This is a genomic window from Pseudofrankia coriaricola, assembly GCF_001854805.1.
In the GTDB taxonomy this organism is placed as follows: domain Bacteria; phylum Actinomycetota; class Actinomycetes; order Frankiales; family Frankiaceae; genus Pseudofrankia.
Window position 1 is genome coordinate 19,693 of record NZ_MBLO01000038.1, and the last position, 15,004, is coordinate 34,696.

The 15,004-nt window shown below is 64.5% G+C and carries 13 protein-coding genes; all 13 read right to left on the reverse strand.

Going from position 1 to position 15,004, the window contains the following annotated elements; all coding sequences use genetic code 11:
• Window positions 1-35: 35 nt before the first annotated feature.
• The 13 genes from BCD48_RS08110 to BCD48_RS08170 all read right to left on the reverse strand — a co-directional run bounded on the left by BCD48_RS08110 (window position 36) and on the right by BCD48_RS08170 (window position 14,972).
• Window positions 36-1,559 (reverse strand): sugar ABC transporter ATP-binding protein, encoded by a 1,524-nt coding sequence (locus BCD48_RS08110; protein ID WP_071047697.1) that lies wholly within the window; start codon window positions 1,557-1,559, stop codon window positions 36-38.
• The gene (locus BCD48_RS08115) at window positions 1,556-2,590 is read right to left on the reverse strand and encodes an ABC transporter permease (RefSeq protein ID WP_198543144.1); all 1,035 of its coding nucleotides are present in this window, start codon (window positions 2,588-2,590) and stop codon (window positions 1,556-1,558) included. Before BCD48_RS08115 ends, BCD48_RS08110 begins: the two co-directional genes overlap by 4 nt.
• A 425-nt stretch (window positions 2,591-3,015) precedes the next feature.
• Window positions 3,016-4,161 (reverse strand): MFS transporter, encoded by a 1,146-nt coding sequence (locus BCD48_RS51100; protein WP_241841589.1) that lies wholly within the window; start codon window positions 4,159-4,161, stop codon window positions 3,016-3,018.
• 611 nt (window positions 4,162-4,772) lie between these two features.
• Entirely contained in the window at window positions 4,773-5,612 is an 840-nt protein-coding gene (locus BCD48_RS08125) for a mycofactocin-coupled SDR family oxidoreductase (RefSeq protein WP_198543145.1), read from the reverse strand.
• Between the two features lie 793 nt (window positions 5,613-6,405).
• Window positions 6,406-6,942, reverse strand: coding sequence for a cupin domain-containing protein (locus tag BCD48_RS08130; protein ID WP_071047700.1), 537 nt, complete (start codon window positions 6,940-6,942; stop codon window positions 6,406-6,408).
• A gap of 149 nt (window positions 6,943-7,091) precedes the next feature.
• Window positions 7,092-7,955, reverse strand: coding sequence for a TIGR03619 family F420-dependent LLM class oxidoreductase (locus tag BCD48_RS08135; protein ID WP_071047701.1), 864 nt, complete (start codon window positions 7,953-7,955; stop codon window positions 7,092-7,094).
• A 130-nt stretch (window positions 7,956-8,085) separates the two neighbouring features.
• The gene (locus BCD48_RS08140) at window positions 8,086-8,895 is read right to left on the reverse strand and encodes an SDR family NAD(P)-dependent oxidoreductase (protein ID WP_071047702.1); all 810 of its coding nucleotides are present in this window, start codon (window positions 8,893-8,895) and stop codon (window positions 8,086-8,088) included.
• A 22-nt stretch (window positions 8,896-8,917) separates the two neighbouring features.
• Window positions 8,918-9,736, reverse strand: coding sequence for an N-acyl homoserine lactonase family protein (locus tag BCD48_RS08145; RefSeq protein WP_083418319.1), 819 nt, complete (start codon window positions 9,734-9,736; stop codon window positions 8,918-8,920).
• An 11-nt stretch (window positions 9,737-9,747) separates the two neighbouring features.
• Window positions 9,748-10,626 carry a mycofactocin-coupled SDR family oxidoreductase gene (locus BCD48_RS08150; protein ID WP_083418320.1) on the reverse strand — a complete coding sequence of 293 codons (879 nt, stop codon included), beginning with the start codon at window positions 10,624-10,626 and terminating at the stop codon, window positions 9,748-9,750.
• Between the two features lie 64 nt (window positions 10,627-10,690).
• On the reverse strand, window positions 10,691-11,527 hold the full coding sequence (locus BCD48_RS08155) for a mycofactocin-coupled SDR family oxidoreductase (RefSeq protein ID WP_071047705.1): 837 nt from the start codon (window positions 11,525-11,527) through the stop codon (window positions 10,691-10,693).
• 102 nt (window positions 11,528-11,629) lie between these two features.
• On the reverse strand, window positions 11,630-13,093 hold the full coding sequence (locus BCD48_RS08160; protein WP_071047706.1) for an aldehyde dehydrogenase: 1,464 nt from the start codon (window positions 13,091-13,093) through the stop codon (window positions 11,630-11,632).
• An 89-nt stretch (window positions 13,094-13,182) separates the two neighbouring features.
• Window positions 13,183-14,061, reverse strand: coding sequence for a TIGR03620 family F420-dependent LLM class oxidoreductase (locus BCD48_RS08165; protein WP_071047707.1), 879 nt, complete (start codon window positions 14,059-14,061; stop codon window positions 13,183-13,185).
• Between the two features lie 50 nt (window positions 14,062-14,111).
• Window positions 14,112-14,972 carry a TIGR03619 family F420-dependent LLM class oxidoreductase gene (locus BCD48_RS08170; RefSeq protein WP_071047708.1) on the reverse strand — a complete coding sequence of 287 codons (861 nt, stop codon included), beginning with the start codon at window positions 14,970-14,972 and terminating at the stop codon, window positions 14,112-14,114.
• Window positions 14,973-15,004: the final 32 nt, after the last annotated feature.

Here is a 15,004-nt window from a genome sequence, read left to right on the forward strand (position 1 = left end):
AACCGGCGGCGCGGGCGAGACCTTTCAGCTGCTTCTCAGTCGGCAAATGCCGCCGCGAGCATACGGTCCACGCTGACGCCTTCCGGCCCGGCATCGATCTCCCCCACCAACCGTCCCCCGGAGAGCACAACGACGCGATCAGCAAGGACCGTGAGCTCCTCTAGCTCCGATGAGACGACGATGACGGTCGCTCCGTCGTTGGCGAAGGCCCGCAGGCTTTCCAGAACCGATGCCTTGGCTCCCACGTCTATGCCCCGCGTCGGCTCATCTGCTAGAAGAACCTTCGGCCTCGTCAACTGCCACCGAGCCAGAAGTACCTTCTGCTGGTTGCCCCCAGAAAGGTTCCGCACGGGTTGTTCGATGCGGCTCGGATCAAGCGAGTAGACCGTCACGAGGTCACCGACCTCTCGCGACATCTTCCTTCGGCGCACAAATCCCCACCGCGAGTAGCGCCTGAGGCTGGAGATGCCAACGTTCTCTCGCGAGCTCATATGAAGAAGGAGGCCCTGAACCTTACGGTCCTCTGGAATCAGTGCGATGCCCAGGTGGAGTGCCCGACGCACGGTCGTCGGCCAGTGCGTATGGCTACCATCGACAGTCAGCTCACCGGTGGCTGTCGGCTCGAGTCCGGCGATCGCGCGGAGCAACGTGGTGCGCCCAGATCCGACAAGGCCGGCAACGCCAAGAATTTCACCACGGCACGCCCGAATGGAGATTCCATCCAACACGCCCGGAACATGAAGGTCGTCGATGCGGACCATCTCCACATCACCAACGGGCTCGCCTGTCCGGTGGCTGGCCAGCAGATCGGGTGCAGCCTGTCCCAGCATCGCCCCAAGCAGGCGATCCCTGGTCCACTCGCCAACAGGGCCCGTAGCGACGGTCGCGCCGTTGCGGAAGACGGTAATCTCATCACAGATCGCGAGCACTTCGCCCAGGTTGTGGGACACCAGCACCATGGTGACCCCGTCGCTTCGGAGCTCACGCATGATGCGAAAGAGGTTTTCGCGCTCGGCCTGGACCAGAGACGCGGTTGGCTCATCCAGGAGAATGATTCGTGCGCCTGACTCCAATGCTCGCATGATTTCGAGCATCTGTTGATCTGCGACAGACAGGTCGCCCGCCCGGGCGTCCGCTGGAATAGATACGCCGACCCGACGGCAGAGCGCCTCGAACCGCGTTCTCACGGCGCCTTGTAGCACCACTCCACCGCGAGCGGGTGTCTGGCCCAGGTATACGTTGGCGCACGCCGTAAGCGTTGAGATGATCGTCAGCTCTTGATAGATCGCCGCCACGCCCAGTTTTCGCGCAGCTCTGGGCGTGATGCGTGTTACATCATGCCCGTCAAGGAGGATCTTCCCTGAATCCACCCATAGACGGCCGGCAATCGCCCCTAGGACGGTCGACTTGCCGGCTCCGTTTTCACCTACCAGCGCATGGATGGTCCCGCCACGGACGGTGAGATTGGCGCCCGCCAAGGCCGCGATCCCCCCAAACATCTTGCCCAGATCAGCCGCAGAGATGATGATGTCCTTGGTGGGCGCCGCGGTTCCGGTCATCTCTTTGCAACTCTTCTGCGGGGCAGCGCCGCACGTCCGAACATGTCGAAGCCGACTGCTGCGATGAGTACAGCCCCTTGTGCCATCAGTTGAACCGCGGTGGTCACCGCGAGGGAGTCGAAGAGGTTCGTCATGGTGGCGATGATTAGCAAGCCGACCACCGTGCGCCACATCGCTCCCTCACCGCCGCTGAGCGAGGTTCCACCGAGGATCACAATCGCAATAGTCAAGAGGGGCAGGGATGCACCCTGGTCGGCCTGTCCAGAACTGAGCTTGGAGGTGTCGATGGAACCAGCCACTGCCGCAAGCGCGCCTGTCAAGACGTACGTGGTGCACCGCACGGTATTTACGCGAAGACCAGCGAGACGGGCCGCCTCCCCGTTGCCGCCAACAGCACGGACGCTTTGACCGAAGGTCGTCCTCGAGAGCAAGATGCCCCCAGCCAGGAAGACCAACACCATCACAATCCCGCTGATCGGGACACCCAGGAACTGGCCCGCCCCAAGCCAATCGGAACCAGCCTCGGCCACCACGGGGTAGTTGTTGGAATAAATGAACCCAGCCCCTAGGAACAAGGAAGACGTGCCCAGGGTCGCCACGAACGGGTTGACCTTGAATCTTGTGATAATGAGACCGTTGATCAGCCCGGCCGCAATGCCAACGAGCGCGACGACGACCAGGTTGATTCCAAGCGAGAGGTGCGAGGTCATCTTCGCGAACGTAACCGCGCCGAGCCCGTAGATGGCTCCGACGGAGAGGTCGAACCCACCACCGATGATGACGAAGGTCATGCCGACCGCGATGATCGCTGCCGGGGCGTTCTGGGACATCATGTTACGAACGTTGTCGACGGTGAGGAACGTCGGGTAGAGGTTCTGGGCCACAATGACCAGCACCACCAGGACCCACAGCATCCCGCAGCGGAGCGCGAACGACGCGAACCTTCGTAAGAGACTGTCAGTTTCCACCTCATTCGCGGAATCCGGCGGGGAGGCTGCCGTTTCTACCGGATCGGGCGCGCGCACAGTCATTTTGTTCCTCCGGATTCACGCTTACAGGGCCCTTGATCGCTTCGCTCGATTTGGTGCGCACCGGTGCCATCGGCCTTGCTCTGAAGATCTCCTTGGCACGAACGGTTAGCACCAAACAGACTCGGAGGGTCCTGTCCGCGGATGGGTTGGTTCTCCGTAGATACGTTCCTCGTCGCATGGAGTTGGTGGAGGCGTCCGAGGGCGCGGCAGGGATCGGCGGCGGGAGTCTAGGAAGCCGGATTGGTGCGCACTTTTCGACGCCCGCTGCGGCGACACCACGGGTCAAGGGCTCGGGATCTTGTTAGGACGATCAACATGGCCCAAGTCAGGTGGGATGGACGCTGCGTGACACAATATTTTATATGATGCGTACCGTCAACGGTCTATGTTGTCCGATCTCCTGATCGCCGCTTGAATCCCGTGAGTCAGCTCGCGGCGCCGTGTTCAAGCTGACGGACAGTCGCCAGCATGAACCCGCAGGCAAGCAACGCAGACGCGGCCGAGATGCTCCAGGCCAAGGTGAAGGAACCATGGGCTGCGACGAAGCCGAACCCCAGCGGCCCGAGCAGAGCCCCCAGGAACGTGCCGGTCTGCATGTAGCTGGTCGCACCGGCCGGGTTCTCGGGATGAGTCGCCAGCGCCGCGTGGTGCACCAGCCCTGGCCATGCCCAGCCCAGCCCGAACGCCACGAGCGTGGCTACGAGCAGGACCGGGAAGGTGCCGCCGGTCGCCAGCCCGACCATGCCTATCGAGCCCCCGAGGAGCAGAAGCGCCGCGGCTCGCAGGTGCGTCAGGGGGTCAGGTGAGCGGTCAGAGAAGACACCCACAATGATCCTCGCCGTGATCGCCAACCAGCCGGACACCGCCAACAGCCCAGCCGCTCTGCCCGGGGGCTCGCCTTGAGCGATGAGGCCGTCGGCCAGGTACGGGGTCAGGACCGAGGACCCTGTACTGCCAAGCAATCCCCCCGCACCGAGAATCTTCAAGGACAGCCGTGGGCGGACCCTCCTGCGTGGGACCCGGACAGGACTCCTCGACGGAGGACCCGAGTCCAAGCCTCGAGAAGCCGCGACCACCACGACTCCCGCGGCGGCGCACATCCAGTACATATGCCGCCAGGAGAACCCCGACGACGCTGCCGCGTATGCCCCGGAAGCTGCTAGCGAAGCCGCGGCCGGCGCAGCTGCGGCCTTGATGCCGAAGGCCAGCCCCCACCGCCGATCAGGCACGACTCTGGTGATCAGAATGTTCAGCGAGGGCGTCACCGCGCCGTTGACCATCCCCCCGACCAGACAGGCTGCCAATAGAAGCGGCTTGACCTCCGCCACTCCCAACACGACGCAAACACCTGCCGAACACAACGTCCCGACGCGCGCCACGGCGCTCGCTGGGAACCTCACCACAAGCCATCCCCCCGCGCTGGCGAACAACGCCGAGCAGAGGAAGAACGACGAGAAGGCGACGCCGATGTCTGCCGTGCTCAGCTCGATGTCAGCACGCACTGCGAACGCGATCGGGCCTAGAGCCATCACAGGAATGGCGGTCAACGCTGCCACAATCCCCGGGAACATCAGCACCCACACGTGTTGCACACGAGAACCCGGCATACGCGGTGTCGACCATCGACGGAGGGAAGGGTCCGCCCTCCCCATCTGAACTGACTTCAAGCGGGCATCGACGGCACGGAGCCAGGTCGGTCCCCCGATCTGTGAGATGTCCGTTACGCGCATGCCGGCATGCGACTTGCGCCGGCGGTTAATGCCTATCAGGTCCGCCGTGATGGCCTCGACCTGGTGGGCATTGCGTGGCCGCCCCCCATGTACACCTCTCAGTGCTCATGAGCTGTCTCCATTGCAAAACCAACTTTCTATATATCATATATCTATTGTCGCCTATTTTGGGACAGGATTGGCCTGGCCTGGCGCGGGCCACCAAGACCCTTCCCTACCTGATCACGATCGGCGGTTGGCACGGCTGCGACCACACGCGCCCGGCCCGAGAGGGGGACATGGTCGTGCCCGCCATCGAGGTCTCGGCGGTCAGGGACCTGACGAACAGTCCGCCTGCCGCGGACCTGCGGGGGCTGGTCCGGGCCGGGACGACGGCGGCGATCGCGACGTACTGGACTGGCGCCCCTCGCCGTCCTCGGCTGAGTCGTCCAGGCACCGGACCTGCCGTCCGTCTACTTGAGCATTCGACCGGCGTCCACGACGAGCGTGGTACCGGTGACGTAGCGCGCCTCATCGGAGGCCAGGTATAGCACGGCGTTGCTGATGTCGTCGACGTCGACGTACGGAACAGGGATGGTATTCATCGTCCGCGCGATCGAGTCGGGAGCCTCCGCGTCGGCTCGGCCTGGATTCTCGACGTCAGGGAAGAAGAACTTCATCGTGGCGTCATTCTGCATCATGAAAGTGTCCACGTTGCCTGGGCACACCGCGTTGACACGTATGAACTTGTCGCCGAGCTCCAGGGCGAGGGTCTTCGCAAGCCCCACGACACCGAACTTGCTCACGTTGTAATGTCCGATGTTGGGAATCGCCTCCAGACCTCCGATCGACGCCGTTAAGATCACCGACCCGCCGCGTCCCTGAGCCAGGATGTGCGGAACGGTGGCCTTCATCGTGTTGAATGCTCCCGTCAGGTTGACATCGAGCTGCTCCTTCCACTCCTCGGGCGAGATGTCGAGGAGCTGACCGAAAGCGAGAACGCCAGCATTCGCCGCAACGATGTCGAGCCCGCCGAGCTCGGACACTGCTTCTGCCACGAAATCGTTCAGGCCTTCTGCGTCCCGAACGTCGACTTTGGCCGTGACGACACGGCGGTCAAGCTTCGCGATCAGCGCCGCAGTCTCGTTGAGCTCGTCCTCGGTTCCCAACGCGTACGGGACGGTGGGCAGGTCCGAGCAGATGTCCAGAGCGATGATGTCTGCTCCCTGCTCGGCAAGCCTCAGAGCATGGTTACGCCCCTGCCCCCGCGCGGCGCCAGTGACAAGTGCGATCTTGCCTTGGACACGGCCCATGATTTCCTCCATACGCATAGGTGGATTTGTGCTCAAGAAATGTCACTGCAGCGGCGTCCGCTGTCGACCTTGTCGCTAGCGAAGCGCGCCCATCTGCAGGCACGCCAGCACGACGGGCTTGTCGGGCGGTTGCTCCAGCTGTGCTTGGTGCCACGCGCGACGACAGAGTCGCCGGTCGGAGGAACGTCTCCCCTGTCTCGCCGACGGCCACCAGCTCACCGGAGATGATCGTGACAATGTCGATCGTGTCCGACTCGTGAAGGCCGGGTAGGCCAGTTACATCGTCTGTCAAGGCGTCGGCGTTACCCATCGACTCGAGCAGGGCGCGGTATTCCCCCGCTACAATCCCACCCGCTGTCGGGCGCCTTGGTCGTCACGCGGTGGACAAAACCGGTCTTCGCCGGGTTGAGCAGGACCTGCCTTGTCGTGGCATCCCGGTCGAGAACCTCGACGGGCAGGCTCTCGACCTGCTAGATGTCACAGATTGTCATCCCGATGCTCTCCAGCCGGACTGACGTCGGCCTTCCTCACCTCGATCGCGGGACACGGCACACTGAGCTCCTTCGGCGGGCGCTTCCTTGCTCCAATGACGCCAGGGGACATGCTCGAATGCGTGGCGACGGTCCTGGAGCGTGCATTCGCGGCCGGTGGCGCGCTGAGGGTCTCACTTCGCCTGGAGACGAGGTCGGCAGCGGGCGTCCTGGTGTTGAACGGTGAAGCAGTAGCATTCGCGGACGACAAGTAGCCCATGACGCCGGGGCTCCACTCGGAGACCGAGGTGTCAGATTCGTCGTCAGCGCGTCGCTCCGCACTGCACGCAGACCAGCGTGCAGGGCTTATCAGTGCGGTTGCTCCAACTGTGCTTGGTGCCACGCGTGACGATAGAGTCGCCTGGCTTCAAAAGCGTCTCACCGCTCTCGGTGATCGCATAGAGTTCACCGGAGAGCAGGGTGACGATATCCACCGTGTCCGTCTCGTGGAGACCAGCGATGTCGCTTCCCTCGCCATCGCGCATCGCGTCAGCACCGCCCAATGCTTCGAGTGAGGCGGCGTACCCCGCGGCAGGGTCCCACTCGCTGTCGGGTGGGAAGGTGGTCACACGATAGACAAAGCCGGTCAAAGGCGGGTCGAGCAGCACCTCACCCGTCGACGCGTCGCCATCCATGACATTGACCGGTAACTTCTCGACCTGCCAGATGTCACAGATCGTGAATCCCTCAGTCGCGCGCCGGACGGGCGTAGGTCCGTCCGAGTCGAACGTCGACCTACCAGCTCCGTCAACACCCGTGACGACCCGACGAGCCTGTGCTTGAAGGTGTTCCCCTGCCATGTCGGCGCCTCTCTATCTACGGATGACAGTGACCGCCAAGGTGAGGCGCGTCACATGATGTAATATATGCTATATGGTGTTCGACTTCAAGAGGTCCTTTGTGAGAAGCGGCCTGGCCCATAACCGCGACGCCGGCGCACCAGTTGAGCTCAGGCCGCGGAGCCGATCCCCACCTGTGCAGCAAACGTGCGCAACTGGCCGAGGAAGTCGTCGAGCTGCTGCTCGGGGAAATCCAGGATCAACAGATCAACGCCCGCCTCTCGGTAGGCCTCGATGGCTGCCCGAACCGTGTCCGGGTCGCCTTCGATGCCCGGACCCTCCAGCCGTCGAGTACTGCATATGTTCGCCGAGATCCGCAGTTGGATCTCGAGCTCCCGGCCCTCGGACAGCTCGTCCAGTCGTGCTTTGGCGGTGCGAATGGCCTCCACGTCGGAGTGGATGGCGTGCCACCCGTCGCCGTACCGCGCTACCCGCCGCAATGCGGCGTCGCCGACCCCGCCGACCACCAAAGGCAGGTACCCCTCCGGTCTCGGAGCGAAGAGAGCGTCACGGAAGGTGACCCGATCGCCGTGGAAATGAGGATCTGGGTTGGTCCACAGCTCCCGCATCGCCTCGATGAACTCGTCGGCAGTCCGACCCCGCTGGGGCCACGGGGCGCCCAGCATGTCGTACTCCGCTCTGACCCAACCGACGCCTACTCCCAGGGTGAACCTGCCCGCCGAAAGCTCGTGGATCGTCGCCGCCTGCTTGGCGAGAAGGATGGGGTTTCGCTGGGGCAGCACCACGACGGAGGTGCCGAGCTTCAGCCTCTCAGACCGGCCGGCGATGAACGCCAGCGTCGACAGGGCCTCCGTAATGCTTCCGTAGGGCTCGGGCAAGGACTTCGGCATCAGAATGTGGTCAGACACCCAGACCGAGTCGAATCCCAGCTCGTCAGCGGCATCTACCGCCGCCATCAGCTCCGCGCGATGTCCGAGCGGGCCGTAGTTCTGGAGGTTGAGGCCGATTCGCATGTGTTTCTCCTTCTCCACGCCTCACGGCGACGTGAGGCCGGCACGTGGCATCCCTAGCTGATCAGGCGCCAACCCGACATGCGTAGCCCGTTCGGCTTCCTCATGACCTAGTGACCCAGCAGCACACCGCTCAGCCCACGACGAGAGTCTGACCGCCATCCACGGTGAGGGTCGCCCCGGTGACGAAGCCAGCCTCGTCCGAGGCCAGGAACAGCGCGGCATGCGCCACGTCCCACGCGTTCCCGGGTCGTCCCTTGAGTGGAGTCCTCGCCGAACGCCTGGCGACGACCTCGTCCCTGGTCATACCGTCGCGCACGTGGCGCTCTACTGCCATCGGCGTGTCGATCAGCCCCGGCAGAATCACGTTCGCACGGACACCGTAAGGCGCGTTGGTGATGGCCAGGTGCTCGGTCAGGGTGACGACACCGGCCTTGGACGTCTGGTAGGTGACCCAGGGATAGTCGATCTTCACAGCGACTGAGGAGATGTTCACGATGGCCCCGCGTCCCTGCTCTCGCATGATGGGCAGGGCGTGCTTGCAGGCCAGCACCATCCCGAGAAGGTTGATCTCCATGATGCGGGTGAACGCCTCCGGAGTGATCTCGGTGACCGGCGCGTCCCCTCCCGCCTCGCTGATGCCGACGTTGTTGTGCAGGATGTCGAGCCCACCCCAGGTGTCGACACAGACGGCCACCAAGCGCTCGATGTCGGCCTCGCGCGTGACATCGACCTCAACAGCGGCCGCGGTCCCCCCCTCGGACCTGATCAGCCCAGCCGTCTCCTCGGCGCTCGCCAAATGGCGGTCGGCCACGAGCACCTTGGCGCCCTCGCGGGCGAACAGAACAGCGGCGGCTCTCCCGTTGCCCACGGTAGCCCCTGGCGCCTGCCCACCGCCCACGACGACTGCCGTCTTGCCGACCACCCGACCGATCGGGTCCATTGCGTTCTCCCCCGTCCACCGCCTAGTCGATGTACTCGGGAGCGTGGGGCCACTCATTCCAGTGGTCCTCCTCGTGCTGGATCCAGATCCGCGCATCCCACGCCTTGCTAATCATCCTCAGACGGCGAAGCGCGAAGGTAGCGTACGACGGGCTGAAGGAGGAAGTGGCGATGATACCCATGTCGACCTCGAGCGGAAAGTGACAGACGTCGCCGGACAGGATGATGTTCTGGTTCGGCAGGCGGACGAACAATGCCAGCGAGCCAGGGGTGTGTCCCGGACTGAAGAGGAGAACGACGCTTCCGTCGCCGAACAGGTCGAAATCATGAGCGGTTTCGATCCAGTCGAAATGACGTGTCGGCAGGAGGTCCTCGACTCGGAAGAACCCGGCCTGCGGTTTGTCGTGCGCCTGGAGGGCGAAGGCCATCTCGCCGGATCCCATCAGGAAAGTGGAATCGGGGAAAAGGTAGAGCCCGCCGGCATGGTCGAAGTGCAGGTGGGACGGGATGACGTACGAGATCTGACTCGGCCGGTAGCCGAGACCATCGAGCTGCCGGTCGATACCCAGGTCACGGTTTCCCGCCATGGGAAGCGCCTTCGAGATCTCCGGATAGTATGCAGCCATGTCGTCCAGGCCGCGCGGGTCGAAACCGGCGTCGAAGAGCACGAGACCGCGGTCGTGTTCGATCAGAAACGACGGGCAGGGCTGGGTGACGTCGAGGGTGGACGTGGCACCGATGAGACCCAGCTCCGCATTGCCTACGTGCCGGGGCTGGCTGACGAAGGCCGCGCCTGGGAGCGCCGCCATCCGCTTGGCTGTTGCACGAGGTGTGTAGAGCATGTCAGGCTTCCTCAGTTCCCCAGCTCGGCCAGTCGCTGTCCGACGTACGGCGTGATGCCTGGAGGCTGAGTGGTCATCCCGGCGTCGACGGGAAGCGCGACCCCTGTGATGTACCGGGCTTCGTCGCTGGCGAGGAACAGCATGGCGTGGGACACCGCCACTGGCTCGATCCACGGCACGGGCAGCAGGTTGAGCGACGTCGCCGGGAAGATCATGTCCTCCCGCGTACCGTTCGGCTTGCCGGTGAAGGCCTCGATGATCGGCTGGTTGAGGTAGAGCGGGGTGTCGACGCCGGTCGGGCAGACCGCGTTGACGCGGATCCAGTACGGCGCAAGCTCGGCGGCGAGAGTCTTCACCAAACCGATGACACCGTGCTTGGACGCGACGTAGGCGGCCCGACCGAATAGTGCGACGAGTCCAGCCGCCGACGACGTGACCGTAATAGATCCGCCGTTCTCCTTCAGGTGTGGGACGACGGCCCGCACGGTGCGCCATACGGCGTTGAGGTTGACGTCCATGACGAGGTCCCAGACGTCGTCATCGTGGTCCGGCCCCAGGGTAGTGTGCGGCACGGCGATGCCGTGGTTGACGATGACGGCATCGAGCCGCCCTAACTCGGCGACGGCCGTGTCGACCGCCTCTCGCATGCCGGCACGGTCGCGTGCGTCGACCTGGTAGGCCAGGCAGCGGCGGCCGAGCTTCTCGACGTGCCGCCTGGTCTCCTCCAGCTCTTCAGGGGTGCCCATCGCGTAGTCGACGTAGGGCAGTTGTTTACAGATGTCGGTGACGACGACGTCGGCGCCCTCTTCAGCCATGCGGATAGCGTGGGACCGCCCCTGGCCCCGCGCTCCGCCGGTGACCAGAACGACCTTGTCGTCCATCTTTCCCATGATGAGAACTCCTCACTTAGCGCTGGGCAGGCGACCCGTGCGGGGAGCGACAGGCCTGGAGCTGCTATTGAGCGGTGTGACCGGCGTCGATCGTGATGGACACGCCCGTCACGTAGCGGGATTCGTCCGATGCCAACCACAGAACTGCGTTCGACACGTCGATCGGATCGATCCAGCCGACGTCGAGCGCGTGCGGCGCCTTGAACCGCGGTATCAGGTTCTCCAGCGTCCGCTCCTCGGCGGGGAGGTCGGGGGCGAATCGCGCGAAGACGGCGTCGTTCATGAGCATGTCGGTCTTCACGTTCGTCGGGTTGACGGTGTTTACGCGGATCTTGTCGCCACCCAGCTCGAGGGCGAGCGTCTTCATGAGTCCGATGACACCGTGCTTCGCTGCGACGTAGTGTCCGATGCCCGGCATGCCGATAAAACCTGCCGTCGAGCTGGTCAAGATCATGGATCCGCCGCCGGCGGCCCGGAGATGGGGGACCGCAGCCTTGCAGGTGTGCCAGACGCCGGTCAGGTTCACGTCCATGAGGTCCTGCCAGTCGGCGTCCGACAGCGACGCGAGCTCACCGAAGTTCAGGATGCCGGCGCCGGCCGAGACGACGTCCAGGTGGCCGAGGAGGGCCACCCCGTCGTCGACGGCACGCTTGAGTTGTTCGAAGTCGCGGACGTCGGCCCGCACCGCAAAGATCTTCCGGCCCAGCGCCTCCACCGCGCTCGCCGTCTCCCGCAGGCCCTCCTCCGTTCCCTGGGGGTAGGGCACGGAGGCGATCCGCTCGCAGATGTCCACCGCGATGATGTCGGCGCCTTCCTCCGCCAGCCTGACGGCATGGCTGCGGCCTTGCCCTTGGGCTGCTCCCGTCACGAGTGCCACCTTGCCGTCTACGCGGCCGGCCATGAGCTCCTCCTGATGCGCGCGTCGAGACCTTCGAACCAGGTAAAGAAATTACATATTATATATCGTATTGGCAGACGGGTGTCGCGGCGGGCTCGGCGGCTTCTAGGACAGCGAGTCCGCGAGGCTGTCCGGCACACCCACTGACTTGAATTCGACGTAGCCGTCAATGCCTTCGAGAGCGAACTCGCGGCCGATCCCGCTGTTCTTGAAGCCGCCCATCGGCGCCTCATAGCCCGCGGGGCTGCCATTCAACTCGACCGTGCCAGTGCGCAGCCGCCTGGCCACATCCATTCCGTGCTGAAGGTCGCTAGTGAAGACGGAGCCGCTGAGGCCGTACCTGGAGTTGTTCGCGATCAAGACCGCCTCGTCCTCGCTCTCATAAGTGAGCACCGAGACCACCGGGCCGAAAATCTCCTCCTGGGSGATCCGCATGTCGGGTCGGACCTGGTCGAAGACGGTCGGTTCGACGAACCAGCCGTGATCGAGACGCGGCGGCCTGCCTCCCACCACGACTTTGGCGCCCTCGGAGCGCCCCGACTCGATGTACCCCTCGACGAGATCTCGTTGGCGAGCCGTGACCAAGGGACCGATCTTCGTGGCGGGATCGAACGGGTCGCCTACGGGCATCTTTTCGATTAAGGCGACCAGCCGCTCGACAAGCTCCGTCTTGCGCCTGCGCGAGACCACGAGGCGCGTTTTGGCGCTGCACGCCTGCCCGGCGTTGCGGAAGGAGGATCCCTCAACGGCTCCGACCGTCAGGTCCATGTCGGCGTCGTCAAGAATGATGCTGGCCGACTTCCCTCCTAGCTCCAGTGTGACCCTTCGGAGATCCTTCCCACACAATGACGCGATGCGTTGACCTGCGGCAGTCGATCCGGTGAACGTGACCTTGTCGACGTCGGGATGGGTGACGAGGTACTCGCTCACCTGCCGATCCGCGGGCACGATGTTCACCACGCCCTCGGGCACGCCCGCATTCTGCAGCATCTCGGCGAGGAGATAGGCGTCCAGCGGCGTCTCCGGTGCCGGCTTCAGCACGACGGTGCAGCCGGCGACGAGCGCGGGGGTCAGCTTCAACAGCGTGAGCAACTGCGGGGCGTTCCACGGCACGACCGCGGCCACGACACCCACCGGCTCACGCGTCACGAGCGCGTTGCCGGTGCCGGAACGCCGCAGCGAGCTGAAGGGGTACTCAGCGCTGATCCTCGCGTAGGTGTCGATCACGATCTGCGGGCTGGTGGCCTGCAGGACCCGGGACAGGGTGATCGGGCATCCCATTTCCTGAGTGATGAGACGAGCGAGCACCTCCCGGTTCTGCGAGAACGCGGCACTCAGCCGACGAAGCAGCTCGATTCTCTCGCCCACTGTGGTCCGAGGCCACGGCCCGCCGTCGAAGGCAGCACGCGCAGCCTGCACCGCACGGTCGACGTCCGCCCTCGACCCGGCAGGAACCTCGGCGAACACCTGCTCTGTGTACGGCGAGACCACCTGGATTCTGTCGTTCGACTTGGGTTCGACCCACTCGCCCCCGATGAAGAGGCGATCGTATTTTCCAGTCCACGCCATGATAAACCCTCGGTCGTGATAGGAAGTTCTCCGTGGAGCCTCGGGACGGGCCGCTGGCTGCTGCGGCGAGACGGTCCAACGGACGACAGTCAGACGATCGAGGCGAGCTGACGGTATTCCTCGATCGGGACTCCGCCCGCCTTGGCGCGAAGAACGTACAGGGCAACGTGGTCGGCCCCTGCGGCCAGGTGCTCCTTCACGCGGGCGGCGACTTCCGCCACCGAGCCCCACACGAACAGGCGGTCGACCAGTGCGTCGCTACCACCGCCGGCGAAGTCGTCCGTGGTCCAGCCGAGCCGGACGAGGCTCTTGCGATAGTTGGGGTACCCCAAGCGATTCTTGATCTCGGCTCGCAGGATCGAGCGTGCGACCTCCGGGTCCTCTTCCAGCAGGACACCCTGTTCGGGGGCCAGCAGCCGACCAGGACCCAAGGTCTCTCGGGCCAGGTGCGTGTGTTCCGGCGTGACGAGGAACGGATGGGCGCCCTGCGCGTGGTCTCGGGCCAACTCCAGCATGCCGGGCCCCAATGCGGCGAGGACTCGCGGCGGTGGGACAGGGGGGTGCGGCAGGTCTCCCGCCGGATGCACGTCGATCCCGCGCAGATAGTGTCGCATCGCGTCAAGGGGCTTGTCGTAGGAATGCCCCCGGGCCTTCACCAGTCCTTCGTGACTGACTCCCAGTCCCAGCAAGAACCGATGAGGGAACGACTCGCAGAGCACCCGCTGGGCTGACGCCGTCGCCGACGCGTCACGCGCGTAGATGGACGCGACGCCCGTGGCGACCACGATGCGTCCGGTCCAACTCAACGTAAGCGCGGCGTTCGTGAACGCTTCGCGGCCCAACGCGCTCTCGCCGAACCACAGCGTCCCGAAGCCGAGCTCCTCGATCTCCTGAACCGTGTCACGGAATTCCGGCGACGTCAGGCGCGTGAGCTGGTTGGTCCAGATACCGACCTTGCCAAGATCCATCTTATTCTCTCTCAGTTCTGGCGCGGAACCCGGCCCGCCCGCGGCTGCGCTCACTGGGCTGACACCAGCTGTTTGCCGATCTTTTCGAGACGCGAGACCACGACGGAAAGCCCGTCAAAGGCCGCGGAGCCGACATCGAGGACCAGCCGGTGCACCCCGATGGCCGCGAACTCCTCGACCTGGGCGGGTGAGATGTCGTGGGGGGCTCGAGTGGTGTACTCGAACGGATGATCCATACGGTCCGCCGCGACGCGTTCTTCCTCGATGCGACGCATGATCCCGGCGGCCTCGGAGACCGACAGGTCGTGCCCGTACCAACCGTCACCGTGACGCGCCGCACGCCTGAACGCAAACCTGGAGAGGCCCGCCACGTACAGTGGCGGACTCGCCTGGACGGGCTTGGGCTGGAAAGTGACCGGGGGGAGATGGAAGTGCTTGCCCTCGAACTGAGGATGCGGATCGCGCCAAAGCGCCCGTACCACCGCCATTGCCTCGTCGGTCCGCGATCCTCGCGTGGCCCAGTCGATTCCCATGATGTCGAACTCTTCACGAAGCCACCCGACTCCCACCGCCAGCATGATCCGCCCGTTGCTCACGATGTCGGCGGTCGCCACGACGCGGGCGAGCTGGTAAGGGTTGTGCAACGCGATTAGGTTGACACCCATGCAGAAGCGCATGCTCTCCGTCCTCGCCGAAAGATACGCCGCGAGCGTGTTCGGGTCCAAGGAGGCGAACCGCTCCATTCCCGGAGGCAACCCGCGCGCGTAGTAGGGGTCGATCGACTTGATCTCCCGCGGGACGAGGACGTGCTCGCCACGCCACATCGACTCGATCCCAGCGCTGTCGGCCGCCTGGGCGATCGTGACAATGTCGGCCACCCCGGTGTCCGAGTAGCGGATTCCGAACTTCATGCACGCTCCAGGTCGAGACCGGGCGTCAGGCA

Coding starts and splice junctions, on each gene's coding strand:
- BCD48_RS08110 (WP_071047697.1), bottom strand. CDS start 1,559: ATGACCGGAACCGCGGCGCCCACCAAGGACATCATCATCTCTGCGGCT.
- BCD48_RS08115 (WP_198543144.1), bottom strand. CDS start 2,590: ATGACTGTGCGCGCGCCCGATCCGGTAGAAACGGCAGCCTCCCCGCCG.
- BCD48_RS51100 (WP_241841589.1), bottom strand. CDS start 4,161: ATGTTCCCGGGGATTGTGGCAGCGTTGACCGCCATTCCTGTGATGGCT.
- BCD48_RS08125 (WP_198543145.1), bottom strand. CDS start 5,612: ATGGGCCGTGTCCAAGGCAAGATCGCACTTGTCACTGGCGCCGCGCGG.
- BCD48_RS08130 (WP_071047700.1), bottom strand. CDS start 6,942: ATGGCAGGGGAACACCTTCAAGCACAGGCTCGTCGGGTCGTCACGGGT.
- BCD48_RS08135 (WP_071047701.1), bottom strand. CDS start 7,955: ATGCGAATCGGCCTCAACCTCCAGAACTACGGCCCGCTCGGACATCGC.
- BCD48_RS08140 (WP_071047702.1), bottom strand. CDS start 8,895: ATGGACCCGATCGGTCGGGTGGTCGGCAAGACGGCAGTCGTCGTGGGC.
- BCD48_RS08145 (WP_083418319.1), bottom strand. CDS start 9,736: ATGCTCTACACACCTCGTGCAACAGCCAAGCGGATGGCGGCGCTCCCA.
- BCD48_RS08150 (WP_083418320.1), bottom strand. CDS start 10,626: ATGGGAAAGATGGACGACAAGGTCGTTCTGGTCACCGGCGGAGCGCGG.
- BCD48_RS08155 (WP_071047705.1), bottom strand. CDS start 11,527: ATGGCCGGCCGCGTAGACGGCAAGGTGGCACTCGTGACGGGAGCAGCC.
- BCD48_RS08165 (WP_071047707.1), bottom strand. CDS start 14,061: ATGGATCTTGGCAAGGTCGGTATCTGGACCAACCAGCTCACGCGCCTG.
- BCD48_RS08170 (WP_071047708.1), bottom strand. CDS start 14,972: ATGAAGTTCGGAATCCGCTACTCGGACACCGGGGTGGCCGACATTGTC.